24 protein-coding genes are annotated in these 26,635 nt (G+C 50.1%); 4 read left to right on the top strand and 20 right to left on the bottom strand.

What is annotated here, in order from left to right; genetic code table 11:
- Positions 1-68: 68 nt before the first annotated feature.
- From M0R33_RS06260 to M0R33_RS06275, 4 genes are read right to left on the bottom strand one after another with little or no spacing between them, the layout of a single operon-like run.
- Positions 69-1,226, bottom strand: a complete 1,158-nt coding sequence (locus M0R33_RS06260) for an efflux RND transporter periplasmic adaptor subunit (protein WP_292566629.1) — start codon at positions 1,224-1,226, stop codon at positions 69-71.
- Positions 1,216-2,685 carry an efflux transporter outer membrane subunit gene (locus M0R33_RS06265; protein WP_292566631.1) on the bottom strand — a complete coding sequence of 490 codons (1,470 nt, stop codon included), beginning with the start codon at positions 2,683-2,685 and terminating at the stop codon, positions 1,216-1,218. The genes M0R33_RS06260 and M0R33_RS06265 overlap by 11 nt, the downstream gene beginning before the upstream one ends.
- Complete coding sequence (locus tag M0R33_RS06270) at positions 2,685-4,265, bottom strand: DHA2 family efflux MFS transporter permease subunit (RefSeq protein WP_292566634.1); 1,581 nt, start codon at positions 4,263-4,265, stop codon at positions 2,685-2,687. Before M0R33_RS06270 ends, M0R33_RS06265 begins: the two co-directional genes overlap by 1 nt.
- A gap of 34 nt (positions 4,266-4,299) precedes the next feature.
- Positions 4,300-5,166, bottom strand: coding sequence for a hypothetical protein (locus M0R33_RS06275; protein WP_292566636.1), 867 nt, complete (start codon positions 5,164-5,166; stop codon positions 4,300-4,302).
- Between the two features lie 142 nt (positions 5,167-5,308).
- Here M0R33_RS06275 and M0R33_RS06280 point away from each other — a divergent pair, with 142 nt between their 5' ends.
- The gene (locus M0R33_RS06280) at positions 5,309-6,169 is read left to right on the top strand and encodes a LysR family transcriptional regulator (RefSeq protein WP_292566639.1); all 861 of its coding nucleotides are present in this window, start codon (positions 5,309-5,311) and stop codon (positions 6,167-6,169) included.
- Between the two features lie 66 nt (positions 6,170-6,235).
- On the opposite strand, the gene M0R33_RS06285 is transcribed toward M0R33_RS06280, so the two are convergent.
- Both M0R33_RS06285 and M0R33_RS06290 read right to left on the bottom strand, forming a co-directional pair.
- Positions 6,236-7,636 carry a DUF6513 domain-containing protein gene (locus M0R33_RS06285; protein WP_292566641.1) on the bottom strand — a complete coding sequence of 467 codons (1,401 nt, stop codon included), beginning with the start codon at positions 7,634-7,636 and terminating at the stop codon, positions 6,236-6,238.
- Complete coding sequence (locus M0R33_RS06290) at positions 7,633-8,172, bottom strand: flavoprotein (protein ID WP_292566644.1); 540 nt, start codon at positions 8,170-8,172, stop codon at positions 7,633-7,635. The genes M0R33_RS06285 and M0R33_RS06290 overlap by 4 nt, the downstream gene beginning before the upstream one ends.
- A gap of 116 nt (positions 8,173-8,288) precedes the next feature.
- Here M0R33_RS06290 and M0R33_RS06295 point away from each other — a divergent pair, with 116 nt between their 5' ends.
- On the top strand, positions 8,289-9,911 hold the full coding sequence (locus M0R33_RS06295; RefSeq protein ID WP_292566647.1) for a MinD/ParA family protein: 1,623 nt from the start codon (positions 8,289-8,291) through the stop codon (positions 9,909-9,911).
- A 21-nt stretch (positions 9,912-9,932) separates the two neighbouring features.
- Here the strand turns inward: M0R33_RS06295 and M0R33_RS06300 are convergent, their stop codons facing one another.
- Genes M0R33_RS06300 through M0R33_RS06325 form a run of 6 tightly spaced genes read right to left on the bottom strand, consistent with a single transcriptional unit; the run spans position 9,933 to position 14,090 of the window.
- Positions 9,933-10,586, bottom strand: a complete 654-nt coding sequence (locus tag M0R33_RS06300; protein ID WP_292566649.1) for an SPFH domain-containing protein — start codon at positions 10,584-10,586, stop codon at positions 9,933-9,935.
- 27 nt (positions 10,587-10,613) lie between these two features.
- Positions 10,614-10,928 carry a non-heme iron oxygenase ferredoxin subunit gene (locus M0R33_RS06305; RefSeq protein WP_292566652.1) on the bottom strand — a complete coding sequence of 105 codons (315 nt, stop codon included), beginning with the start codon at positions 10,926-10,928 and terminating at the stop codon, positions 10,614-10,616.
- A 56-nt stretch (positions 10,929-10,984) separates the two neighbouring features.
- Positions 10,985-11,731: a class I SAM-dependent methyltransferase gene (locus M0R33_RS06310; protein ID WP_292566655.1), complete on the bottom strand. Its 747-nt coding sequence runs from the start codon at positions 11,729-11,731 to the stop codon at positions 10,985-10,987.
- Between the two features lie 9 nt (positions 11,732-11,740).
- Positions 11,741-12,409 (bottom strand): hypothetical protein, encoded by a 669-nt coding sequence (locus M0R33_RS06315; RefSeq protein WP_292566658.1) that lies wholly within the window; start codon positions 12,407-12,409, stop codon positions 11,741-11,743.
- A gap of 5 nt (positions 12,410-12,414) precedes the next feature.
- On the bottom strand, positions 12,415-12,867 hold the full coding sequence (gene sufU / locus M0R33_RS06320) for a Fe-S cluster assembly sulfur transfer protein SufU (RefSeq protein ID WP_292566660.1): 453 nt from the start codon (positions 12,865-12,867) through the stop codon (positions 12,415-12,417).
- Positions 12,867-14,090 carry a cysteine desulfurase gene (locus M0R33_RS06325; RefSeq protein ID WP_292566663.1) on the bottom strand — a complete coding sequence of 408 codons (1,224 nt, stop codon included), beginning with the start codon at positions 14,088-14,090 and terminating at the stop codon, positions 12,867-12,869. Before M0R33_RS06325 ends, sufU begins: the two co-directional genes overlap by 1 nt.
- A gap of 76 nt (positions 14,091-14,166) precedes the next feature.
- Between M0R33_RS06325 and M0R33_RS06330 the strand changes: the two genes are divergently transcribed.
- On the top strand, positions 14,167-14,727 hold the full coding sequence (locus M0R33_RS06330) for a Uma2 family endonuclease (protein WP_292566666.1): 561 nt from the start codon (positions 14,167-14,169) through the stop codon (positions 14,725-14,727).
- Here the strand turns inward: M0R33_RS06330 and sufD are convergent.
- From sufD to xrtA, 8 genes are all read right to left on the bottom strand, one after another.
- Positions 14,722-16,023, bottom strand: a complete 1,302-nt coding sequence (gene sufD / locus M0R33_RS06335) for a Fe-S cluster assembly protein SufD (RefSeq protein WP_292566758.1) — start codon at positions 16,021-16,023, stop codon at positions 14,722-14,724. The two genes, M0R33_RS06330 and sufD, sit on opposite strands and share 6 nt — an antisense overlap.
- Positions 16,023-16,772: a Fe-S cluster assembly ATPase SufC gene (gene sufC / locus M0R33_RS06340; protein ID WP_292566669.1), complete on the bottom strand. Its 750-nt coding sequence runs from the start codon at positions 16,770-16,772 to the stop codon at positions 16,023-16,025. Before sufC ends, sufD begins: the two co-directional genes overlap by 1 nt.
- 421 nt (positions 16,773-17,193) lie before the next feature.
- The gene (locus M0R33_RS06345; protein WP_292566672.1) at positions 17,194-18,384 is read right to left on the bottom strand and encodes a hypothetical protein; all 1,191 of its coding nucleotides are present in this window, start codon (positions 18,382-18,384) and stop codon (positions 17,194-17,196) included.
- A gap of 215 nt (positions 18,385-18,599) precedes the next feature.
- Positions 18,600-20,048: a Fe-S cluster assembly protein SufB gene (gene sufB, locus M0R33_RS06350; RefSeq protein ID WP_292566675.1), complete on the bottom strand. Its 1,449-nt coding sequence runs from the start codon at positions 20,046-20,048 to the stop codon at positions 18,600-18,602.
- Between the two features lie 16 nt (positions 20,049-20,064).
- Positions 20,065-20,514, bottom strand: a complete 450-nt coding sequence (locus tag M0R33_RS06355; protein ID WP_292566678.1) for an SUF system Fe-S cluster assembly regulator — start codon at positions 20,512-20,514, stop codon at positions 20,065-20,067.
- 77 nt (positions 20,515-20,591) lie between these two features.
- A complete protein-coding gene (gene corA, locus M0R33_RS06360) occupies positions 20,592-21,866 on the bottom strand; it encodes a magnesium/cobalt transporter CorA (protein ID WP_292566681.1) in 1,275 nt (424 codons plus the stop codon).
- A gap of 93 nt (positions 21,867-21,959) precedes the next feature.
- Positions 21,960-23,360, bottom strand: a complete 1,401-nt coding sequence (locus M0R33_RS06365; RefSeq protein ID WP_292566684.1) for a mannose-1-phosphate guanylyltransferase/mannose-6-phosphate isomerase — start codon at positions 23,358-23,360, stop codon at positions 21,960-21,962.
- 69 nt (positions 23,361-23,429) lie between these two features.
- Positions 23,430-24,926, bottom strand: coding sequence for an exosortase A (xrtA, locus tag M0R33_RS06370; RefSeq protein ID WP_292566686.1), 1,497 nt, complete (start codon positions 24,924-24,926; stop codon positions 23,430-23,432).
- A gap of 116 nt (positions 24,927-25,042) precedes the next feature.
- Here xrtA and M0R33_RS06375 point away from each other — a divergent pair, with 116 nt between their 5' ends.
- Positions 25,043-26,629 (top strand): acyl-CoA ligase (AMP-forming), exosortase A system-associated, encoded by a 1,587-nt coding sequence (locus M0R33_RS06375; RefSeq protein WP_292566689.1) that lies wholly within the window; start codon positions 25,043-25,045, stop codon positions 26,627-26,629.
- Positions 26,630-26,635: the final 6 nt, after the last annotated feature.

The following is a 26,635-nucleotide window of genomic DNA, read 5'->3' on the forward strand; positions in this document are numbered from 1 at the left end:
AAAATCCGCCCGCAGTGCTTTTTGTGTATTTCGCGTATCCCGCCGTTAATAAATCAACCCGTTTAGCTTCAAAGCTTATTCGCGGCAATAATCCGTTGAAGACGCAACTCCACGCCGTCTAATTCATGTGCGTATATTTCGGTTCTATAGGCGTCGCCGGCGACCGCAACGCTAGAGCTTAATAATGGACTGCCGGTTTCGCGGGTGTTGATTCGCGTCACTGTCGAAAGCCCGGGCTGCAGCGGATTATCCCGCAACTCTTTGGGATCCAAACCGATCCGTACCTGCACCCGCTCGGCCACATGTATAAAGTTGCCGGTAGCATTATCGGTCGGCAATAACGCAAAGGTGCTACCGGTGCCGGGCAAGATACCCTGCACGATACCGTGATAGATCAACTCATCACCATAGGCATCGACTCTTATGTCAGCCGTTTGCCCCGGACGAATGCCCGATACCTGGGTTTCCAGAAAGTTAGCGTCAATCCACAGATCGTCCAGCGGCACAATTGCCAGCAGCGGCGTACCGGGTTTAACGTTATCGCCCACCTGGACCTTGCGTTTAGCCACATAACCCGATGCCGGTGCGACGACGTTGCGACGCTGAAAGTTCAGAAACGCCGCGCGTACCCGGCTTTTGGCTTTTTCGATGGCAGGGTGTTTGTCGATGGTTGTGCCGCTTATTTGGGCTTCGATGCTGATTTTTTCAGCCTGGTTTTCCCGTATGACCGCTTCCAGCTCACGGATTTTATCCTGGGTGTTTTGCACTTTCTGATCAGATACTGCGCCGTCATGTGCCGCGGCTTTAAAGCGATCGAGGTCATGGCGAACCTGATTCAGCACCGCTTCCTTGGCGATAATGCGCTGTTTCAGAGTCTCGACCTTAGCCGTCAAACTCACCAGGTTGCGCACGATTTCGCCCAATTCGGCCTCAGCCTGCTGCAAGGTTAGCTGCGCATGCACGCCGTCCAGTTTTACCAGCACATCGCCCTTTTGCACATAGCGGGTGTTTTCGGTCAGAATCTCGACCACAATCCCATCAGTCTGGGCCTTCAAGGGAATCAGATGACCCGTCACAAAGGCATCGTCGGTGCTTACAGTGCCCCGTTTAAGCAGCCACCAATAGCCGACAGAGATTATACCCGCCAATACGATCATTAACGTCAGCCGTTTTAGGCGTCGATTGCGTTGCTGGAGAATTTCCTTGGGGCGAATTTTAGTGTGCATAGCTGAGTTTTTGACTGTCGTTCTTGATGTCGTTAAAGCCGCCGCCTAGCGCCTTGATGACTTGCACCGCGACTTTAAAATGCTGACCTTGCAATGCTGTCAATTGCAAGCGTTGCTGATGCGCTTCCAGGTCGGCCAGCATTAAGTCGGTGCGATCGTTGAGGCCGTTACGATGAAGGCTGGCGGCAAGGTCTTTAGCCTCGACGGAATCGATAACACTTTGGCGCTGTGCGGCCATGCGACGATCGATTTCCCGCCATCGCGTTAGAGCATCGGCTACTTCTTGAACCGCATGCAACAGACTGCCGTTATAGCGTTCCACCGCGGCATCGTAAGCCGCTTCCTGATAGCTCAGATTGGCGCGCAAGCGCCCTCCTTCAAAGATCGGAAACTCTATCGAAGGGCCCACCGCATAAGCCAGACTGGCGCCCTGCAGCAGCACATCGGTCAGACTGACGCTATGCAAACCGGTAAAGGCAAGCAGATTGACGTCGGGATAGAAGCCGGTTTCCGCGACTTTGATTTCCTGCGCGGCAGCTTGCGCCTGCAAGCGGGCGGCAGTGACATCGGGGCGGTGCGCTAAAAGCCGCAACGACAGGTCGGCAGGTAACGCCAAAGACTTTGGCAGTACGCCGTGTACCGCCAGAATATGTTGTCCCCAATCAGGGCCCTGTCCGGCCAAACTAGCCAGTAGATGCTTCTGTAATTCCACCTCGGCACGTAAACCATCTAGTTGTTGCCGAGCATCTTGCAGGGCCATCTTGGCTTGCAGTACCGGCGCTTCAGCCACCAAACCGGTTGTTAGGCGGACCTGATGCAGGTTTAGAAGCGCTTCCCTATCCGCAACGATATTTTCTGCTATGAGCAGTTTTTCGCTAGCCGCGACCAGATCGAAATAACTGGCCGCTACCGCGGTTGCCAGCAATAACTTGGCATCGGCCAGTTCGGTTTCCACGGCTAGCGACCTGCCCACGGCCGCTTCCAAGGCGGCCTGGTCACGCCCCCAAAAATCCAGGTGATAGCGTAAAACCAAGGGATTGATCAGTAATTGCCGAAAATTTTCCCCTGCGAGTTTGGCTTGAGTGCTGTTGGCTGAAAAACGCTGGGCGCTGAAACTGACATTGGCATCAACCGTGGGATACAGCTCTGCCGCTTGCGCATCCACCATGGCTTGCGATTGCCGCAACCGCGCGGCGGCCGCCTTGAAATTGGGATTGTCCGCCAAAGCCGTAGTGATTAGCTGATTCAATGCCGGAATATTGAAGCTTTCCCACCACTTGGCTTGCGGCCATGCGGCATCGGTTAACGATGACTCGGCATTCGCCAGGGTCTGCGACATGGCCGGCACGGCCATCATTTCAGCCCGCCGGGTCTCATCCCCGAACCAGGCGCAACCCGACACAGCGCTCAACATCAGCGCCGCAATAAGTCGTACCGGATACCGCGTTGCCGTTGTCATTAAGGTTCCTCCACCAGCATTTCTTGGGTTTCCCTGCGTTGTTCCTGTTTTAGCGTACGTCTGATGGATAGCTTGGTGGGATTGGCCAACCAAACCAAAAGCGCTAACCCTATAAACAGGCAACCCGCCATCCAGAATGCATCATTCATGGCGTGAATCACCGCATCGCGACCAGTCAGCTTGGCCAATTTGGCAACAGCGGTTGTTTCATTAAAGCCCGCCGACATCAGGGTATCCAGCGTTCGTTCGAGTCTGACATCAAATACAGTATGGGTCTCGGCAAATCGTGTCGTATGCACGGGCACGCGCCGATAAATCACAATGCCTTGCAGGGTAATGCCCATGGCGCCGGCGGCAATACGCAACAGGCTGGCCAACTCCACCGCCCGCCAAGTCCGCTCCGGCGGCAGACCATGCAATAACAAGGCGGTCACGGGCACAAAAAAGCTGCCCAGACAAGCCCCTTCCAGTACTTTGGGCCAAAACAATTGCGCAAATGCGTCATGACCATCGAAACGGCTCAGCCAAAAATAGATCGCGGCAAAGCCCAGGCAATTAAGCGAAACCAGTAACCGGGCATCGAAGTATTTAACAACTTCGTGAAACACGCTGGCGACCGGCTTGGCTAAAATCGCCATCGGTAGAAACACCAAACCCGCCAAGAATGATGAATATCCCAGAGCCAATTGCAACTGCACAATCAACATGGATAACAAGCCTTGAAACATCAGAAAACCCAGGAACAATATGACGACGCCAATAGTGAAATTTCGATGCGCGAATAAGCAGATGTCCAGAAAGGGGCGACGATGGCTGAATTCCCATATCACCCAATAAAGCAGCGTTACCATCACGAAAATAATCAGGCCGTCTATATAAAATGAGTTTGTCCAATCCCAGTCGTTACCCTGATTGAGCACGGTTTGAATACCGAACAAGACCAGCGTAATCAGCACAAAGCCCACACCATCAAAACGATGCCGGATACGGGTAATGCCGCGCTGATACAGTAAGGCGCCGACAATGCCGCCAATCACCAGAGCCGTGGGAATATTCAGCCAGAACAACCAGCGCCAACCCAGCGTATCTGCTATCCAGCCCCCTATGGGTTGCGCGAAGGTAAACGGCGTCAAGGTAAATACGCTCCACACCCCGATGCCGATGGATTTTCGTTGCTCCGGATATTCCTTGATCAGCAAGGATTGTCCCAAAGGCAAGGTTAAGCCGCCGGCAAACCCCAACACGATGCGCCCGGCCAAATAAGCGTAAAACGAGGTCACGGTTGCGCAAATAACCGAGGCCAGCGCAAACACAAAAAACGCAGCCACAAATGGACGATATTCGCCCAGCCGTCGCGACAACCAGCCGCCCACCGGAAACGCCAAGGCCAGCCCGATCATATAATTCGTCTGCGTCCAGGTGGAAAAGCTAGGTGGAATGCCCAAACCCGCTGCAACGCGCGGCAACATGGCGATATAGGCGCCGGCATTAAATATCACCAGCACGTGACTGCAGCCCAAACAGAGATTGAATAGCATAAAGCGCCATCCCTGCAGCTTTTGGTCTTCGCTGTTAGCCATAGTCTATGCACTCACACCGTAGTGTTCCGGCCTATCAAAGCTGCCAGCCGAACTCATGAAAGCCTTGTTTTAACAGCTGCGAACTTATCTGCGCTAGGCGCTGTTTAAATGCCTCGCTGTCCCGATTAAGGCTGGTTTCTCCAACATTCTCGGTGGTAAAGGCTTTTACACGGGTGCGGGCAAGCACCTGTCCGGTGTGTGGATCGACCAATTTCATCAACACTTGCACCGACATCTGCCCGGCAAAAATCCGATAGCTCCCCAATCCCAGTTCAAGTACTGCGTCAATGCCGGCATAGGCCTGATCGTCGACAGTAGCCGTATTTTGTCCATACCACGCCAAAGTCGCATCATGCCAATGGCTTAACTGAGCATCTCGATCCGCGTCGTCCATGGGTAGATAAGAATAATCGCCACTCAAGCTTGCTTTAATGTTGTGCTCGGTCAATTTAGTTAAGGCCTGTCGGGCCAACACCAACGTTGGTGTCCAAGTTTGCTCAGACCCGGAGCCGCTTGCCAGACTCGGCCGTACCAGCTTGTCTTGAATAGACACCTGGTCGGCATCGTCGCTTCGAATGACCAAACCGGCAACGACAACGTCTCCGGAGGTTTTATAGAGTTTTTGCTCCACCGGAAAATCGATGGCCATGTTGCGATAATGCCCGTAAGCCGGGATGCGGTCTTCAATCGGATCAGGCGTGATTTCCAGTGGCGGAGACTCTACCGGAACGACCAGGATGGTATTAAGCTTACTGATGTCGGAAATTGGCGGTTTAATGCCGGGCGCCCAGCAGCCGCTGACCAGAAAGGCCAGCGCAACGGTAAGGCTTAGGCTAATTGAACGGACGCTGACTAAACCCCAGCCATTTGTATTAAAACTGATATCGGATGATGTTTTCATTTTCCCGGACTCCCACAAAAAGTTGCACATCGCAGCTAGACAAATTTGCGAATGTGGCTTAAAGCAACTATAGGAATTCAGTTGATATAAGACAAACGATTTATATTGGACTTTAATATTGATAAATCCGATACTAAGCAGTATGGACATCGATCAGATCAAAACGTTTTTAAGTGTCGCCGCCAACGGTAGCTTTCTGGAAGCCGCCAGTAGGCTTTATGTCACGCAATCGACAGTCAGTACCCGCATACAACGCCTGGAAGCCTATATGGGCGTTACCTTGTTTGTGCGCAATCGTTCCGGAGCCACCTTGACGCTACCGGGACGACGCTTTTTACGTCACGCCAAAACATTGCTGTTAACCCTGGAACAAGCACGACATGACATTGGCTTACCCAGTCGCTACCGTGCCAGCGTCACCATCGGTGCACGGATTGCCTTATGGGAAACCTTATTACCGGAATGGATAGGCATCATACGCAGCCAAGTACCGGATGTTTCAATACGCAGTGAAATCGGTTTTGAAGAAGATTTAATGCGCGGTGCAATCGAAGGGTCTATGGATATAAGTATGATGTATACTCCTCAACACAATCCCGGACTGAAGGTCGAACATTTATTTGATGAAACCCTGGTGTTGTTGACCACCGATCCTGAAAAACCCTGGCCTAATGACGATTACATTTACGTCGATTGGGGACCGGGGTTCTACGCACAACACAGCAATGGTTATCCTAATCTGGAACGTCCCGCTCAGGTCGTCAATATCGGCTGGCTGGCCGTGCAATTAGTGCTCAGCAATGGCGGTTCCTGCTTTTTGCCTATTCGCATCGCCGCACCGCTGATAAAAGAACACAAACTATTTCAAGTACCCGACAGCCCGCAATTCAGATTACCGGCCTATATGGTATCACCATTTGATAGCGATTCGATTATATTACAACAAATTCTAGACATCATAAGGCTATTAGCCGCTGACGAACGGCAGAAAAACTACGCCTAAACTCAAGCACAAGGCTGACAGCCCCCCGCCGTTAAGTTAAGGAGCTCGCTTACAGATCTGGCTCGCTCATTCCGGATGCTGTTTTTTCAGCGTGCTACCGGCCGGTTTAAAGGTATGTAAATCGGCTTCAGTCTCCGCACCCTGTGCCGCGCAACCCCAGTTTAATGGCTGGTCCTGGGTAAAGCGTTTGCCCAGTTGCCAGGCGATTTGAGCGCGCGCCAGCTCCACGCCCAAATAAAAGGCATGTCCGCCATCGGTTTCCACGCCCAACTTGGGATATAAATCAAACGGGTCTTGCGCAGTATGAAAACCGTCCCGGTTGAACACATGCAGGCCCTCGCTGCTGGTTTGTATCCGATAGCTGGGGTCGCGAATTTCGGCGGCGATGGCTTCGATTTCGTCGCGGCGATACGGAAACGGTGCGTTATCGTGTACCGTCATTAAATCGGGTGCGATGTGCTTGGGCAGACTGTCGTGCTGCTTGGCCGCGTACATGATGCGGCGAGCACTATCGGCTTCCTTGATAGCGCGGCAAGCGTGTTTGCTGACTTCGGTCGCCAAAATATGATTGATATTCAGCTCGGAACAAATTCCCAGCAATAGCGCATTCATACCCGAGGTATCGGCGTGGGTCAGTTCGGTAATGTTACCGACACCCAGCATCATTTCCACCTCAGGATAACGCTGGCGGAACTGATAATTGCGTACGATGGATTCGGTAAAACCGAAATGTATCGGATCCAGAATAGGATCGACAATAAAAGCCCTGTTTTTGCGTTGCAAGGTTGCAATCACGGCATCCAGGCAACTTATGTCGCCATGTACTTGCGGAATGATGATCGGCGTGGTCTCAACTTCGTCGACTATCCATAAACTGCTACTGGTCAGACTAAGCATATAATCGGCACCGGCTTTGCCACCGGCCAGCAAATCGCTATCTTCCAGGGAATCGATACTGACCGTGAAGCCTTCCTGTTTTAAGCTACGTATGCAATCTTGCAAATGCGGAAACGGCGTGCCGGGCAGACAGCCGATGTCTATCACATCCGCGCCTTGGGCTTTATAGTAATACGCCCGCTGAATCACTTCCTCAACGCTGATATTGGGAGCATCGACGATTTCGGCGAAGATTTTGGTTTGGTATTGACTGAGGTCGTATTGCTGGGCGTTTTTACCGAAATACTGTGGTAGGTCTTTGACTTCTTCCGGACCGCGTTCCACCGGTACACCCAACTGTTGCGACAAGGCTTCTATATCGCCGCGACAACGGCCGGGGATGACGATACGGGTGGCATCTTCCGTGTCTTTCAAACGACGGCCTATCATTTCGGTGGTCATCAAAGCCGCGACTTTGACGCCCATTTCTTTAACCTTGTAATAAAAATCCGGCTCCATGCCGGCCAGAATCTGCCGGAGTTGTTTTTCAGCCAATTTGCCGGTCAAAAACAGTATGCGTTCGTCACTCATGATAATGATACCAGTCGGCGTATCACTGCGGTTTTCAAATCGTCAACGCTTTCCACGACTTGGGTATAGGGAAAGGTACGCATTTTATCGGTGGCTTCCAGATCGACCGGTCGCGGGTAAACCATGACTTTTTTATGTCCAGGCGCGGTGGTTTCCATTTCCGGGGCGATATCGCAAGGGTAGACAATACTTTCTATCCGACATTTACCGGCTTGGGAATACAGATTAGTGGCCAGGGAATCGGCAATACCCAGCACGCATTTGGCGACGGTATTGGAGGTGGTCGGCGCCATCACAAAAGTGTGGTAATAACCTTTGTAAAACAAGCCTACCGGTGGCGCCGAAGCGGCTTTGTCTCGATATACCGGCATTTTGGCTTTGATGTCGTTAATATTGACGCCATACATTTTCAACACCTCTTCGCCGGCCTGGCTGAGATAACAATCGACGTTATCCAGACCGAGCATGAATTCGAGACATTCTTCGATATAATGGCCGGAACCTGTTATCGCCCAGGCAAGACGGGGTGCTTTCATGACTTTACGAATTGAGCAAACGGCCGAATATTATAACCGAGCCCGCCGAACATGCCGTGGTAAGAAAGATGGTTGTACTACAGTACATCTTCAACATTCATCAAAACCTGTAAGCTGTGGATCACATAAACCAATTACACTCTTCGGCCATGGAAAACCTGAATTTTGCCGAGCAGCCCTTGCCGGCTGACAAACACCGCGCCCATGTCATGGTTTTTACCAGCGGTAAAGGCGGAGTCGGCAAAACCTGCCTGACCACCAATGTAGCCACGGCCATGGCCCGGAAAGGCGCCAGGGTATGTATTTTCGACGCCGACACCGGCTTGGCAAACATTAATATTTTGCTGGGCCTGCGGCCGGAATATACCCTGGAACATGTGCTGAACGGCGAAAAATCCATACACGATATCGTCATCAAAACCCGGCAAGGCGTGGCCGTGGTACCCGGCGCCACAGGGATTGCCGAATTCGCCGACCTCAATGCCGACACGGTGAAAAGACTGTGTACTGCCTTGACGGAGCTGGAAGCGGACTACGATTACTTTTTAATCGATACCGCAGCCGGCGTAGCCGATAGCGTACTGCAATTCGTCGAATCCTCACCTAACACTTTTTTACTGATCACCCCCGAACCGACCTCGCTGACCGATGGTTTTTCGATGTTGAAATTGCTGAATAGCCGACATTACCCAGGCAATATTCGGGTGGTGGTCAACATGGTGGACGATTATCCGCATGCCACCGAAACCTATCGCCGCTTTTCCGCCGCGGTCGACAAGTATCTGGATTTAAAAGTGGACTACGGCGGCTTTGTAGCCCGCGATGAAAACGTCACCCAGTCGATTGTCAAACAGACGCCAGTAGTGGATTTGATCGGCAACGCCCCGGCCAGCCGTTGCCTACTCGCCTTGGCGGACAATATGTTAAAACATATAGGCGGCAGCGAAACCGAAGTGGGATTGGCGGATTACTGGAAAAACTTTCTACAGGAAACGGCTAACGATCGCACCGAAAGTATTCAGGAAACCCAATCGGCGAGCGAGCCCTACCAGCCCGCACAGGCCTCTGAAGCGATCCCCGATAGCAGCGCAAATTTTGCAGCGTTAGCCAATCAACTGCTTGCCGCCATGCAGAGCCAGTCGCCCGACAGGCAAACCCTGGAGGACTTTACCGGCCATTTTCTGGCCGGTTTTCAAACTCAATTCGGCAATTTTCCGGCTAACTTTCGGCAGTTACTTTTCCGCTGGCTGGAAGCGGAAGATTATGCCGCGCCTCAACTGCAAGAATTGGCCGGTACGCTGGAAATGCTCTATATGGCAAAGCACCAGCAACCCATGCACAACCTGGAAAATAGCCTGGCCCGCTTGATTGCCCAGTGCAAGGACTCGGAATCACAGATGCGCGCACTGGCCACGCAAATGCGCGCGGCTTACACTCACACTTTTAACAGTGATGTATTCAATGCGCGTCGGGAAGTTCTGGAAAGCATTCAAAAACCCGACTTTAATGAAACAGATTTTCAACTGCTGCTGGATGCTTTAGGCCAGGCTTTTGAGAATCGCTTTAAACATCCCTATCAGGGGAAAAGCGATTTACTGCTGGTTTCGGCAGCGGAAACCTTGGCGGAAATGACTTCCGAAGAGAAATCATTACAAGCGCAAGTGGATGAATTAACCAACAGCTTTCAGCACCTGAGCCAGCGGCGCGAAGCGCTGTTGGCAACCATCAAGCAAGCCTGAAAATAATTCGATACCCGTCGCCTATTTGGCAGCAGCCGGAATCGGCTGATTGTCCATCTGCTTTAGCTGCTCGCAAAGCATGGCTGCGCGGGCGGAAAGATAGTTGATATTGACGATCTGCACATCCTCTATATTCAACCCAAAAATGCGTTGTAAGGCGGCGCTCAATTCCATTTCCAATTCCTTCACCACCTGATCCCGTTCTTCCGGTAATTTTTCAGCTAAATGGTGCGAAAAAACCAGCATGGTACTCTCGCTGATCACCGGACGGATATTCTGATCGATATCAAAATCGCCGCTGCGCCCGACTTTATAAAGCAGATTAAAAACCGCCGCTTCCGGGATGCTGAAGGAAATGCCGACGGAAACGTTAATCCACTGACTATCCATGGTGAAAATAGACAGATCGTTCACCTGAAAACTCGTCAACGACACTTGCAGGATATCGACATCATCCAGCAATGGAGCCTTCAAATACCACCCCTCCGACAGCGGGGCCGGATGTACGACCTTACCCATGCGGCGAACGTGGGCCATTTCGGACGGTTGCACGACAAACCAGGGCGGTGAACTGACCAGCAGCCCAATCGCAATTAACAACAGCACATGCCAAAACTTGATTTTATGCCACCAGTGAAAATGAACCGGTAAAATTGAATCTTGAACTGTTGACATAAGCAAGCCAATAAATGCTGCAGCGGTTTAGCGTTGAGCGGCGACTTGCAGTCGACCGTCAACCACCCGCACGGGAAAAGTAGCCACATCTTCGTAGGCCGGAGGGCTTTTGACCTGGCCGGTTTTCACACAAAAGCGGGCGCCATGACGCGGGCAAACGATTTCGTCGCCGTCCAGCTCACCGCTGGCGATTTCCGCGCCATCATGAGTACAAACATCTTCGATGGCATAAAACTGGCCTTCCAGTTTAAATATCGCCACGTCAAAACCATCGACATCGATCACTACATGTTCGCCATCGGCCAAGGCCGACTCGGCCACCACATCTATCCAATCAGACACCTATCACCCCACTCTGTCCGGTTAATTCCAAATATTTCGTGTTTCGTTAATTTTATTTATTTTAAATAAACGTCATAGCGTAACAACTTCCCTTGATAACTTTCATTGGGCCTGCCGCCCAAAGGTTCCGCATAATCCGGGCTTTTGACCGCTACCCGCCGCCCCGTGGCCGCAAAAGCCGCATCGAATAAGGCTTGCCGGTCCGTGTCGTCGCCCAGAATATCACGTAACACTGCCATGGATTTGCGGGTCAGCGCGGATTTTTTACGTTTGGGGGGAAACATGGGATCAAGATAAATACAATCCGGCTTTTCCGTTAAACCCGCCAATAATTCGATGGCGTTACCAACCAGTAAAGACGGCGGAAGCAGCTCACGCTTTTGGACCCAATCCAATTGCGCCAAGCGTTCAAAACCGTCGCGAATCAATGCCGCCATGATAGGCGAGCGTTCGATGCAAGTCACTTCGTAACCCATCCGAAACAGCGCCAGACTATCTTGCGCCCAACCGCTGGTGGCATCGACCACGGTACGGGATTTTTTACCGATGGCTTGTGCCAGCAGATCTTTTTTCGGCGCCGGATAGGAATGCTGTTCGCCGGGACGCGGGTCGATTTCGACAGCCAGACCGCCTTTTCTCAAAGCCTGCCTGTCCAGCAATTTTAAACAACCGTCGCGGTAAGCCAAAAAAAACGGATACGGGCTGGATTCGGCAACCTCACTACTCAATATCGGCATGCATAATTGATCGGCTAACGTGGCGGAACGATTATCGGATAGAGACCTGATGATAGCTAAAGGCATTGAAACAATTTACTCAACCAAACATTCAATTAACCAGCAATTTGGATCGTACTCATAAACCCTGCTTGACTTGCTATTTTCTTCACCAATGACAACCCTGATTTTTGAAAAACTAATCGGATATGAATTATAGGTCAGAAAATTATAAAAAATATCAGCCAAACTTTTGGTGGCTTTGTCATAAACCATTGATGCACGCAGTTTGGCTAAATGCGGCATTTGCTGACTTATTTCATGCTTTAAATGTTGTAAGCTTTCTTTACAATTGGGTGCCAAAAAATGCGCTTCGCAGTCTTCCGCAATCGTGTCCATATCGAAGGCAACGGGTAACGACGCGTATAACCTGGGAGACTTAAAAATCAGCGTATCTCCCTTGAGTTCATAAGATAACTCGCTCAACTTCAGATAATACTGGTAGTGAGCCGTTAATTTGATAGATGTTGTTGTATCTCCAAAGGGAAAATCTTTGAATAAGTAATTATATTCAGTCTTGGAAAAAACTTCCGCAGTCGTTAATTCCGCGACGATTAACGCTTCTTTTTCCTGTAATCCCAAGCCATATATAGCCCCCTGAACTGCTTGGGTTTGCTTTGAATTAAAATAAATGAATAAAGATACCGCAATAACAACAACCACGACAATAAAAACAAGTAGGCCAAACCTTATATTTATTGTCATGGTATTTATTCGGTGGAAATCGCTTCCTGCTGATTTTTTAATGCCGCATCCAGCGTATGCCAGGCCAAGGTGGCGCATTTGACTCGCGCCGGATACTCCCGCACCCCAGCCAGTACCGCCAGTTTACCGATGGCTTCCAGATTCACTTGTTCCGTTTTACCGGTGGTCATTTCATGAAACTGTTTGAATAGCGTTTCGGCCTCTTCCTCGGTTTTGCCTTTGATAATTTCCGTCATCAACGACACCGACGCAGTGGAAATCGCACAACCCGAGCCCTGAAAACTGGCATCGGTAATCACATGATCCTCGATTTTTAAGAACAAAGTCAGCTTGTCGCCACATAACGGATTAAAACCGTCCACCCGGCGATTGGCATTCTCCATCACCCTAAAGTTGCGTGGATTGCGGTTGTGGTCGAATATGACCTCTTGGTATAGATCGCGTAAATCTTCAAACATTAGCCAAACACCTCTATTAAGGATTTGATGCCCTGCATCAACACATCGATTTCTTGGCGGGTATTGTACATGGCAAACGAAGCCCGCGCTGTAGCCGGTACAGCGTAAAAATCCATCACCGGCATCGCGCAGTGATGCCCTGCCCTGACAGCAATACCCACACTGTCCAACATGGTGCCGATATCGTGCGGATGAATGTGATCCAAGGTAAACGACAGGATGCCGCCTTTCTCCGCCGCCTGGCCGATGATGTTCATACCTTTGATCTGCTCTGCTTGTTCGGTAGCATAAGCCAATAATTCGGCTTCGTAAGCAGCGATTTTGTCCATACCGACCGCGGTCACGTAATCGATGGCCGCGCCTAGGCCGATGATCTCGGCAATCGCCGGGGTGCCGGCCTCGAATTTATGCGGCAAGCCGGCATAGGTGGTTTTTTCGAAGGATACGGTACGGATCATGTCGCCGCCGCCTTGATAGGGCGGCATGGCTTCCAACAAGGCTTGCTTACCGTACAACACGCCCGTGCCGGACGGCCCATAAAGCTTGTGCCCGGAAAACACATAAAAATCGCAACCCAAGGCCTGCACATCGACCGGCATATGCGGTATGGCCTGCGCGCCATCCAGCAGCACTGGAATATTTTTGGCCTGCGCGGCAGCAATGATGCGTTCGACCGGATTAATAGTCCCCAAGGCATTAGACATATGGGCGATAGCCACCAGCCTGGTATTAGCGCCCAGCAGTTTTTCGAACTCTTCGAAAATCAGCTCGCCCTTTTGGTTCATCGGCGCCACTTTTAATACGGTGCCGATTTGCTGACACAGCATCTGCCAAGGCACGATGTTGGCGTGATGCTCCATGGCGCTGATCACAATTTCGTCACCGGCTTGCAGTTGGGATTTACCGTAACTTTGCGCAATCAGATTAATCGCTTCGGTTGCTCCGCGCACGAAGACAATTTCTTTGGTGCTGCCAGCGTTGATGAACTCTTTGACTTTTTCCCGCGCCGCTTCGAAGCGATCGGTGGCTTTGACACTTAGAGTATGTACGCCCCTGTGAATATTGGCGTATTCATGGCTATAAACATGCACGATGCTATCGATTACCGTTTGCGGCTTCTGGCAACTGGCGGCATTGTCCAGATACACCAAGGGTTTGTTGCGAACTGTTTCGCCGAGAATCGGAAAATCAGCGCGGATTTGGTCGATTGGATAGGTAGTCATAGTCTCAAGCTTGTAGGTTGCCTTTGTGCTATCTGCACATTAAAATCAAATTCAACACATTGTATTGGATAAAAAAATGCTTGCCGTCTTTCCGCAAAAACATCTCACCGACATCGCCGAATGGCATCGCATGGGCGAGGCCGGTATTTTTCCGCCCGACAGCCGCATGGAACTCATAGAAGGAGAAATCTTACACATGGCACCGATCGGCTCTAATCATGCAGGGCATGTAGCCCGCCTTATTCATGCTTTGACTCCCCGCCTGCTTGAAAAAGCCATCGTCAACGCGCAAAACCCGGTACAACTAGGCGACCTCTCGGAACCGGGCCCGGATTTTTTATTGCTGCGCCCAGACCCGAACTTTTATACCAGCCGTCACCCGCTTGCAGCCGATGTGCTGTTGTTGGTAGAAGTTTCCGACAGCACCCTGCGTTTCGATCGCAGCCAAAAACTGCGCCTCTATGCCACCCATGCCATTCCGGAATACTGGATCGTTAATCTGATCGACAATTGCTTAGAGGCCTACCGCCAACCTCGAGATGGCGATTATCTAGAAAAAACCGTACTCTCAAAAGCCGACAACATCAATCTATACAGCTTGCCGGAGATTCGAGTGGCGGTTTCCGATATTTTATAAACTGATCGCCGGAAAACGCGCAAGCAACTGCTGCAATAACACGGCTTTCAATTCGGAATTCTCGACCTTGTCCACCATTTCATTAGCAAAAGCAAAGGTCAAAATATTCCTGGCCGAGGCCTCGTCAACGCCGCGCGATTGCAGATAAAACACCGATTTTTCATCCAATTGCCCTACCGTCACCCCGTGCGAACATTTCACATCGTCGGCATAAATTTCCAGCTGCGGCTTGGTATCGATTTCCGCATCGTTGGATAACAACAGATTACGATTGTTCATTTCCGAATCGGTCTGCTGCGCATCCTCGGCGACAATCACACGGGCCTGAAACACGCCGCGGGCGCGTTGATCCAACACACCTTTATAAAACTCGCGACTAATGCCCTGCGGTTTTAAATGATTGATACGGGTATGATTATCGATATGCTGCCGATTGCCGCCTAGATAAAGTCCATTAAGGCGACATTCCGACGCCACATCCAAATCGCTGTGAATCTCGCTGCGCGCCAACAAACCGCCGATGGCAAAGTTGTGATGCATAAAGCGGCTATTTTGTGCTTGTTTGACGTAACTGCCGCCGAAATGACAAGCCTTATCGGTCTCGGCCTGCACTTTATACAGCGTTAATTCGGCATTCGGCTGTAAGAAACATTCGTTTACCGCTGCGCTAAAGTAACTGTCGGCACTGCCAACGTAGGTTTCAATGATTTGCGCCTCGGCACTGTCATGAACCACAAGCAGGTTACGCGTGGCAGCCAACGCATCGGACGCAGTGACCACATGCAGTATCTGCAACGGCTTGCTCATCTGATGCCTGGCAGCAATTTCAATGACAACCCCATCGCCAAACCAGGCGCTGTTAAAAGCCACCAGACTATGTTCATCATCAGCAACCGCTTTGCCCAACCGGGTTTGCAAGGCCTCGGCATTATTGCGCAATGCAGCATTAAAACTTTGTACCGAAACTTCAGCGGGCAAATTGGACAAATCCGACAACTCAGCCGAAAAATGGCCGTTGATCAGCACCACGTTCCAGGCATTTTCAAGCCGATAAGTCTCTAACCAACCCGCATCGACTTCTTGATTATCGCTAGGTGCAAACTGGGTTTTATTTAAAACGGCCAGGTTAGTATAACGCCATTCTTCATCGCGCAGATTCGGAAAACCATGCGCTTCAAAGGCTTTTAAACCTGCATTGCGAAATTGTTGCAACCACGACAAGTCGCTACCCGGCAAGCTTGCGGCAATGGTCGGATAGGCAGCCAGATAAGCATAAGTCGATTGTTCCGCCGTCATCATGCCGCCTTTCCTTCCAACCAGCTGTAACCTTTTTCTTCCAGTTCCAGCGCCAGCTCAGGCCCACCGGATTTGACGATACGGCCTTCCGCCAATACGTGCACCATATCTGGCTCGATGTAATCCAGCAGGCGTTGGTAATGGGTGATCATCAAAAACGACCGCTCCGGTGAACGCAGGGAATTCACGCCCTCTGCCACGATGCGCAAGGCGTCGATATCCAAGCCGGAATCAGTTTCGTCCAGAATGCATAGTTTGGGTTCCAGCACCGCCGCCTGCAGAATCTCGTTACGTTTTTTCTCGCCGCCGGAAAAGCCTTCATTCACGGCGCGGTACAAAAACTTTTCATCCATCTGCAACAATTTGACCTTGCTTTTGACGATGGTCAGAAAATCCATCGCATCCACTTCCGGCTGACCATGATGCTTGCGCATCGCATTGAGCGCCGCTTTTAGCAGATAAATATTGCTGACGCCGGGAATTTCCACCGGATATTGAAAGGCCAGAAACACCCCTTCGCGGGCACGGATTTCCGGGGCCAGTTCCAGTAAGTCTTTGCCTTGATAGGTAACGCTGCCTTCGGTAACCGTATAACCGGCTTTGCCGGACAACACGTGCGACAGGGTGCTTTTGCCGGCGCCGTTGGGGCCCATGATGGCGTGGACTTCACCGGGGTTAATGTCCAGGGTCAGGCCTTTTAGGATGGGTTTGTCGTTGATCGATACGTGGAGATTTTTTATGCTGAGCATACGTTTAGTCACCTAAGTTTTAAAATGTAGGCTGGGTAGAGCAACGCGAAACCCAGCATTAAATCTTTTAGTGTCGCTAACGCGACGTTGTTTTAAAGTCGGGTATCGGCCCGACAGCCGAGTTTCTTTTCTTTGCTTGTCCAAAGAAAAGAAACCAAAAGAAACGACACCCGGATGCCGCTTTGATCCTGCGCTCCTCGGGTTTGAACGGGGTTTTCCGAAGGGGCTTCCCAGCCCCTACGTAAAACGCGATGCATCCCTGCATCGCCCCTATCGGGCAAATCCGTCCAAACCCTCCGGTGCTCGGCGCGGCATAACGGGAAGAAAACCGCCGCAACTTCAAAAATATTCTAAAAAATGTAGGTCCGATTACGCTTCGCTAATCGGACCTACTAAGCCACCTAATTTTGTCCAACCTACGTTACTGCGGAGAGTCGAACTCTCGATTTAACATTTTTTTGACCACATCAAACCTTGCTTGAGTTGTTTCTATTACTACTTTCCATTTGCCATTTAAAGTTTCATCAGGCTTGTAATACTTAGTTACTACTCCAGCAACTATTGGCTTTCCTGTTTTACCTAATCTTTTATGACCTTTTTGATCAATGAACGAACTTATTGTCCCAGATGCAATTTTAACTTCATTATTTTCATCTAACTCTAGATTATCACACTCAACAATTATGAAACCATTTTCAATCCCATTCTTTTTTCTAAAACCACACTTATTTTTTAAATTTGGCTTCAAAGGATTCTTTTCATCTGATCCCAAATAGATTTCTTCCGATATTTCTTGATCTGTATCTTCAAATATATTTGTTGGATCAGATTGAACCAAATCACTTAGTTTTCCACCCTTAACAGTTTCAATATTAAATACTGTGAAGTCACAACCATCAGTTATAAAACCACCATTTGAAATAGCAACATTATATGATTTTTGATCCATATAACATTCAAATTTATTATTTTGATCATCTGAGTAATTTCGAATTGACATTCTAATTGGCTTTGAAAGCAACTCGTTACGACTAATTTTAAAACTAATTTTCTTCCCGCATCTGACTTCAAGATCCCCTATAGCTTCAAATCTAATTGTATTTCCTTTTCTATCAAATGCAGGCTTATACATTATATGACTAGTAGTCATAAACATTACTTCTGATAATGGACCTTTAGAATAATAACTTTCGTCCTGTTCTTTTGCAGAAAATTTTGCACTAACAAAACCATATCCTAGTTTTTCAATTTGAGGTTTTTTGCTAGTGCCTACATTTCCATAAACTAAACACTCACCGCTCTCTAACTCCGCCAAGCATATTGAATTAAACAAACTGACTATCAGCCCTAATCCTGCCAGAGTTACTTTTTTCAAAACCAAATAATTCATACATTTAGTGCCTTCAGGTGGTTTGTGATAGCCAAAATGTCCAATTACTTTCAATCCCGCGACGGTTTTTATTCCCCCTGATGCCGCGCCGAGCACCGGAGGGTTTGAACGGATCTGCCCGCTAGGGGCGATGCAGGGATGCATCGCGTTTTTCGCGGGGGCTGGGAAGCCCCTTCGAAAAACCCCGTTCAAAGCCTCCGGCGCGCAGGATTCACGCGGCATGGGGTGTCGTTTCTTTTGGGTACTTTTCTTTGGACAAGCAAAGAAAAGTACCTCGGCTGTCGGGCCGAGACCCGACTTTAAAACAGCCCGTCGCGATAGCGACACAATACCCTCAGACGCTGGAGCGTCCGTCACCGCATTGCCACGCCGAAGCATGGGAATGATAAAAAAATCCCCCTCACCCTAGCCCTCTCCCCGAGGGAGAGGGAACAAAACTAACCAACCGCCCCTTCCAAACTAATCCCCAACAACGCCTGCGCCTCCACCGCAAACTCCATCGGCAATTCCTTAAACACTTCCTTACAAAACCCGTTCACAATCATCGACACCGCGTCTTCGGCAGATAATCCTCGCTGCTGACAAAAGAACAACTGATCTTCGCTGATTTTAGATGTGGTAGCTTCGTGCTCGACTTGGGCTGTGGGTTGTTTGACTTCCACATACGGAAATGTATGCGCACCACATTTATCACCGACCAGCAACGAATCGCATTGGGTATGGTTGCGGGCGTTGCTGGCGGATTTGGCCACTTTCACCAAACCGCGATAGGTGTTCTGCGCCCGACCGGCGGAAATACCTTTGGAGACAATAGTGCTGCGGGTGTTTTTGCCGATGTGGATCATCTTGGTGCCGGTATCGGCCTGCTGCAGATTATTGGTTAGCGCCACCGAATAAAATTCGCCGACCGAGTCGTCGCCAAGCAACACGCAGCTGGGATATTTCCAGGTGATGGCCGAACCAGTCTCGACTTGAGTCCACGACACTTTGGAATTATGGCCGCGGCATTCGGCACGCTTGGTGACGAAATTGTAGATGCCGCCCTTGCCGTCCTTGTCGCCCGGATACCAGTTTTGCACCGTGGAGTATTTGATCTGCGCATTGTCCAGCGCCACCAATTCCACTACCGCAGCATGCAACTGGTTTTCGTCGCGCATCGGTGCGGTGCAGCCTTCCAGATACGACACATGCGAGCCTTCGTCGGCAATGATCAAGGTACGCTCGAACTGGCCGGTATTGGCGGCATTAATTCTAAAATAAGTCGACAACTCCATCGGGCAGCGCACACCTTTGGGAATGTAGACAAACGAACCATCGGTAAACACTGCCGCGTTCAGAGCGGCAAAGAAATTGTCACCTGAAGGCACCACAGTACCTAAATACTGTTGCACCAACTCGGGATGCTCTTGCAAGGCTTCGGAAATCGGGCAAAAAATCACCCCGGCTTCTTTTAACTTGCCTTTGAATGTGGTGGCCACCGACACGCTATCAAACACCGCATCCACGGCGATGCCTGCCAAGCGCTCTTGCTCATCCAATGGAATACCGAGTTTTTTGTAGGTATCCAACAACTGCGGATCGACCTCGTCCAGGTTTTTCGGGCCGTCTTTTTTCGACTTGGGTGCCGAGTAATAGCTGATAGCCTGATAGTCGATAGGTTCGATATGCAATTGTGCCCAGTTGGGCGGCGTCATGGTTTGCCAGTGCCGAAAGGCTTTCAGGCGATATTCCAGCATGAACTGCGGTTCGTTTTTCACCAACGACAGTTTGCGGATCACATCCTCGTCCAAACCCGGCGGAAAGGTATCCACTTCCAAATCGGTCACAAAACCTTGTTTGTATTCCTGACTGATCAAATGTTCGATTTCTTGTGCGGTCGCGGACATAGGCGCTCTCGATAAATTAACGGAATAAACGGCTGAGTGGGATGCTGACTTCCGCCGGCTGCTTGAAAGGCAGGATCATGTCAGCCAAAGTCACGGATTCCAAAGCGTGGGCAATCTTTTGATTGATCAGATGCCAGTTACCTTGTATCCGGCAGCCGCTGGCTTGATCGCAGCCCTTATGCGACACCGAACATTCAGTCAAGGCAATCGGCCCCTCCAAAGCACCGATCACCATGGCTACCGTGATTTTTTCCGGCTCGCGGGCCAAGGCATAACCGCCTTTGGCGCCGCGCATGGATGACAATAGCCCCGCCTTTGCCAAGATTTTCAAAATCTTGCTGACGGTTGGCAAGGCGATGCCGGTGACTTCGGCCAACTCCAGCGCATCATGTAAACGATGCTGGTCTTTGGCTATCACACTCAATACCACCGTTGCGTAATCGGTTAACTTACTTAGCTTTAACATGGCCCTCTCAGAATTGGGACCATTTTAGTCTTATTTAATTACCGAGTAAAGTAGTTGGTTATTATTTTCGACCCTATTCACCTCAGCCAACCTTTGCGCCGGAAAAACAAATAGGGCAACAAGATTGAAAACGCCATCATCGACAGTGCAAACGGATAGCCCAGCATCCAGTCTAGTTCCGGCATATGCTCGAAGTTCATGCCATATATGCTGGCAATCAAGGTGGGCGGCAACATGGCAACCGAAGCTACCGAGAAAATCTTGATGACTTTGTTTTGATTAATATTGATGAAACCGACCGTGGCATCCATTAAAAAGTTGATCTTGTCGAATAAAAACGCCGTGTGGCTGTTTAATGATTCGATGTCGCGCAGAATCTGCTGAGCATCTTCCAGTTGCGCCGGAGAAAGCAATTTACGCCGCACCAAAAACGATACCGCCCGCTGCGTGTCCAGCATATTGCGGCGAATGCGGCCGTTCAGATCCTCCTCCTCGGCAATAGCCGCCAGAATTTGCTCGGCGTCCTCATCGCTGACATTCTGACTCAAGACCTTTTTACTGACTGCTTCCAGCTCTGTGTAAATGTCTTCCAGCGAATCGGCCGAATATTCGGCCTCCGCACCGTATAAATCCAACAGCATATCCTTGCTGTCCGTGACAAACCCCGGCTGGGTTCTGGCACGCAGGCGCTGCAAACGAAAGACCGGCAACTCTTCGCTTCTGACCGAAAACAACATATTACCGCGCAGCACAAATGCTACCGGCACACTACGGGATGCCCCTTCCCTATCCAGCAAAAAATCGGAGTGAATATGGATTTCATTTTGCTCGACATAAAACCGAGCGCTGGCCTCCAGATCGGTCAAGTCGTCGGGGGGCGGTAACTCCAGATTGTAATGCTGACCGATCAGGGTTCGCTGAGCCTTGGTAGGCGCCAATAAATCGATCCAGATGGGATTAACCGCCAGCAAATCGTGGCGGCAGGTGATGGAAACTTTAGATAAGCGACCTTCCACCAGCTCAAAGGCGCTCATCTGACCTTCGCCGCAATGCGGCTCCCTGTCACCAACCAACTGCTCGCGCAGGGTATCGGAAATTTCCCATAACACGTCATCCTCACGTGCTTCGTCAATTTGCTCCCAAACCAGACGGGCGTCGTCCAAGCTTTGAGCCGATAAGATTTGCCCGATTTCTATGGGTGACAACTTCTCCAACAGCGCATTTAACTCGGCCATATGCTGTTTTTGCACTAGCGAGATAACCAGTTTACGACGCGGCAACGGCTGATTTTGCACCATGCTTTCAACCAGCCGATGCTTTTTCAATAAATCCTGGACGGTTTGTAGAGGCAATAGAAACTCCTGGGTAAGGACAAATCAGCAAATATTATAATACTCGACCTTACCCGGAATTCTCAGTTCAATAGCCGGGTTCAGCCGGTTCGATTAAATTCGGCCATAATTATCCTGGAATCGCACAATATCGTCTTCGCCCAGATAGCTACCGGACTGAATTTCGACCATCTCCAGCGGAATCACGCCGGGGTTTTCCAGGCTGTGCACCACACCGACCGGGATATAGATCGATTCATTCTCCGTCACCAGAACCTCTTGGCCGTCTTTAGTGACCCATGCCGTGCCCTTGACCACCACCCAATGCTCGGCACGATGATGATGCTTCTGCACCGACAGCTTGGCGCCCGGCTTTACCACGATACGCTTGGTATGGTGGCGATCGCCGGCATCCACTAAGTCATAATGCCCCCAGGGCCGATAGACCTTACGATGCACTTGCGCCTCGTCTCGTTTTAAGGCTTTTAATTGATCAACGATAGCCTTCACATCCTGCACACGATCCTTGGAGGCCACCATGACCGCATCATCCGTCTCCACTACCACCAGATCCTGCACACCAATCACCGCCACCAGTTTATTACTGGAGTGAATATAGGAATTAGTGGTATCGATGCTCAACACGTCGCCTTTAATCGCATTGCCGGATGGGTCTTTACCGGTGACGTCCCATAAGGCCGACCAGGAACCAACATCGTTCCAACCGGCATCCATCGGGATAACTGCGGCTTTATCGGTTTTTTCCATCACGGCATAATCGATGGAATCGGCCGGACAGGTGGAAAAAATATCCTTATCCAATCGAGTAAAGTCCAGGTCGGTTTTGGCCGCCGCCAATGCTTCCCGACACACGCTAAGCATCTGCGGATTGAATTTTTCCAGTTCATGCAAAAAAACACCGGCTTTAAAGGCAAACATGCCGCTATTCCAAAAATAGTCGCCGCTATCCAGATAAGTTTGCGCGGTTGCCTCATCCGGTTTTTCCACAAAAGCCGCCACCTTAAATCCATCAGCTACTGCCTCCGCGCCGGCTTTGATATAGCCGTAACCGGTTTCGGGCGCACTGGCGACGATACCGAATGTAACCAGCAAATCCTGCTTAGCCAATTTCTCGGCTTTTGCAATAGCCTGATGAAAGGTAGCGATATCGGCAATCACATGATCGGCCGGCAGTATCAATAACACATCATCCGGCGAGGATGCACTTAAGGCCGCCATGGCCACGGCAGGCGCCGTATTTTTACCGACCGGTTCTAAAATAATTGCCGCCGGCTTACAACCTATTTCCCACAACTGCTCCGCCATCATAAAGCGGTGATCTTCGTTGCATACGGCTATTGGCGGCTGCAGACCGAAAACCCCCCCCAACCTTAACAAGGTTTCCTGAATCATGGTTTTTCCGGAAACCAACGGCAAAAACTGCTTGGGATATTGGCCGCGCGACAAAGGCCACAACCGTGTTCCGGAACCTCCGGAAAGTACGACGGGTATCATATAAATTTTCCTTTTCTAACGCATTAAAAGTAAATACTTGGAGTATCCGATTCTGGCTTAAATCTAAAATCAATTACAACAGGCCAAGGCAATTTTTTGCAACCTCTCCCCTGCCTGTTGGTATTCCCCATGCGGTGTTTGGGTATAGACAACCACCATTATTTCCGGAGAAGCATCCCCGCTTAACCGCTTGAGCAATTGCAGCCACTTAGCATAATACGCATTAGCGGTATTAGTTTGCCCTATCCGATACCAACGCATGACCAGCAAATGAAACTGGTTGTTGGTGATAACTTGTTGTTCGACATTCCAAGGCTTTGCCGAAAATCCAATGCTGGTTATAGAATCGCTAATGACTCGCCAACCAAGTTGCTTGTTTGAGACTAAAGTGTTTTGCGAGTTAATCAATTCCGCTCCCTGAGACTCATCGCCAAAATTAGCGAAATAGATTCCGACTGGCCGTTCGCCCTCAACGACAAAACGTTTTTCATCCGCCATTACACCATTGAAGAGCGGCTCCCATTGCCAAGCAGGTGCTAAGCTCGCTTCAGCAGGTAAATTTTGCAACAACGCGCTCGGAATACTAGCCTTAATTGACTGCCGGGCATGTAATTCCGTTGCCGCTAGCGGCCACATCACAATACCTAAAAATGTCACCGCGTTAATAAACATAAAATGTTTTTTTGGGCTTACCGGGATAATTTCTCCGCCATTTAATTGCTTGGTATCGCCGACCGCTTGATCCTGCCAAAACGATCCAATATAAAAAAGCAACAACATGACCAAACCAAAAAAAACCCAGCCGTATATGATGTGATCGACACCGGTCGCCAATTTCATATCACTTAAATGCCCAATCATCACTATCATGTAAGCGCGCAGGCCGTTGGCCAAGATCGGCACCAGAATGGATGCCAAGATAAAAACCAAACGCTTAACATAACGGCTGTAATTCAAATACGCATAAAGCAACCCCAAGGTAATCGAAGCAATTAAGTAGCGAATACCGCTACAGGCTTCAATTACCGACCAGTTACCTGACGTCAGCGTGAAATGCAGCCCCTCTCGGTAAACGCTGATACCCGTCAACCGCAGCATGAATACAACAAAGGTGGCGGTGTATTCCATCAAGAATGGTACGAAATCTTCGCCAAACGGCACCATCAAGAATAAGAAAAATAACGGAAACAGCATACTGGCGGTAACTTGATTACCGAGTACGCTCCAGATCAAACACACCAGCATGCCGACCAGAGCAAACTGTTCAACCACTAACACCTGCGTAATGTCCGCCACCAACCAGCCAAATCCACAGATCAGTAACATTAGTATTCCGAAATAGCTCGGCTTCGGCTGAAGTTTTGCGTACAGATCTCTCCTGGTAAAAATCAGCCATAAACTGGCTGGCAGCACCAAATAACCATGGGCGAAGGTATCTGAACGAGACCAAATACTCACCATGGCTTGCCAACTCTGCCAAAACGCCAATGCAAAGACTAAAGCAAAAGCAGATAAAACCAGTAACGGCCTTTGCCAATACATAGGCAAATTACCGATTTTCAACATATCAGGTACCCCGCTAAAAAACAGTTGAAGAAGTTGTGGCGAAATTGGGCGATATCGGCATATTCTGCTACGATGGCTGGCATATAGCGTCCCTAAAATATGGTTTTATTTTCGACATGGCAACCTGTTTACATCAATTATTATTCGATAACCTGGATACGGCGGCGGATTCCGATGCAATTGCGCATAAGGATAGCCGAATTAGTTTTTATCAACTGGCCAAACTGGTCGAACAGCAAGCCATAGCGCTGCAAAGCCTGGATTTAAAACGCCAGCAGCGTGTGGCGATTTACCTTCCCAAACAAATTGAAACCGTCAGCAGCTTCCTGGCGGTTTCTTTGGCGGGCGGCGTATTCGTGCCGATCAACCCCGTACTGAAGGCGCCGCAGGTTTCCCATATTCTCAACGACTGCAACGTCAAAATACTGGTTACCTCAAAAAGCCGCCTGCAAAGTCTACAGACAGAGCTGCATGAATGCACGGATCTACACACTATTGTCTTGGTTGACCATGACATCAGCGACTTTAATGTCCCGTCACGGCAAATCATTGACTGGCAAACATATAGCCAGTTAGCCGATGCCTATCCGCACCGTCCTGTTACGATGATTGATACGGACATGGCGGCTATCTTGTACACTTCCGGCAGCACAGGCAAACCGAAAGGCGTGGTGTTATCTCATCGTAATATCATAGCCGGTGCCCAAAGTGTAGCCGAATATCTGCAAATTCACGCCAGCGATCGCTTGCTCGCCGTACTGCCTTTTAGTTTCGACTACGGACTGAATCAGCTTACAACCAGCCTGCTGACTGGCGCAAGCTGCGTGTTACTGGACTATCTGCTACCCAAGGATGTGATTAACGCCTTGGGCAAATACCAAATCACCGGACTAGCCGCGGTCCCGCCATTATGGGCTCAGTTGGCGGATTTGAACTGGCCCGAATCCGTCGACCGACACTTGCGCTATATGACCAACTCGGGCGGCAAGATGCCCAAAGCCATACTACAAAAACTGCGCGCCAAAGTACCTAATTCAAAATTCTTCCTCATGTATGGCCTGACGGAAGCCTTCCGCTCGACTTATTTGCCGCCGGAACAAATCGACCTTCGCCCGGACTCCATGGGTAAAGCCATCCCAAATGCGGAAATCATGGTCGTCCGCGAAGACGGCAGCCCTTGCGCACCGCACGAACCCGGCGAATTGGTCCACCGCGGCAGCTTGGTCAGTCTTGGTTACTGGAATGACCCGGCCAAAACCGCGGAACGGTTTAAACCCGCTCCTGGCCAATTATCGGGCTTACCCTTAACCGAGATAGCGGTCTGGTCCGGCGATACGGTCACGATGGATGATGAGGGTTTTTTATATTTTGTCGGCCGCAAAGACGATATGATCAAAACTTCAGGTTATAGGGTTAGCCCCAGCGAGATCGAAGAAGTTATCTACGCATCCGGGCTGGCCAAAGAAGCCGCCGCGATTGGCATAGAACACGCAAACCTAGGACAAGCAGTCGTTGTCGTCGTCAGCCCGCAACCCGATGTTCAGTTCGATTCGCAACAATTGATCGATTGCTGCAAGGCCCAGCTACCCAATTTCATGGTGCCGGCAAAAATTGAAGTTCTCACTAATTTGCCACGCAACCCCAACGGCAAAATAGATCGTAAAATGCTTAGCCAACAATTCGCCAACTTGTTTCAGTCTTGACAGTCA

The sequence above is a fragment of the Methylomonas sp. genome (genome assembly GCF_023228165.1).
Taxonomy (GTDB): Bacteria; Pseudomonadota; Gammaproteobacteria; order Methylococcales; family Methylomonadaceae; genus Methylomonas.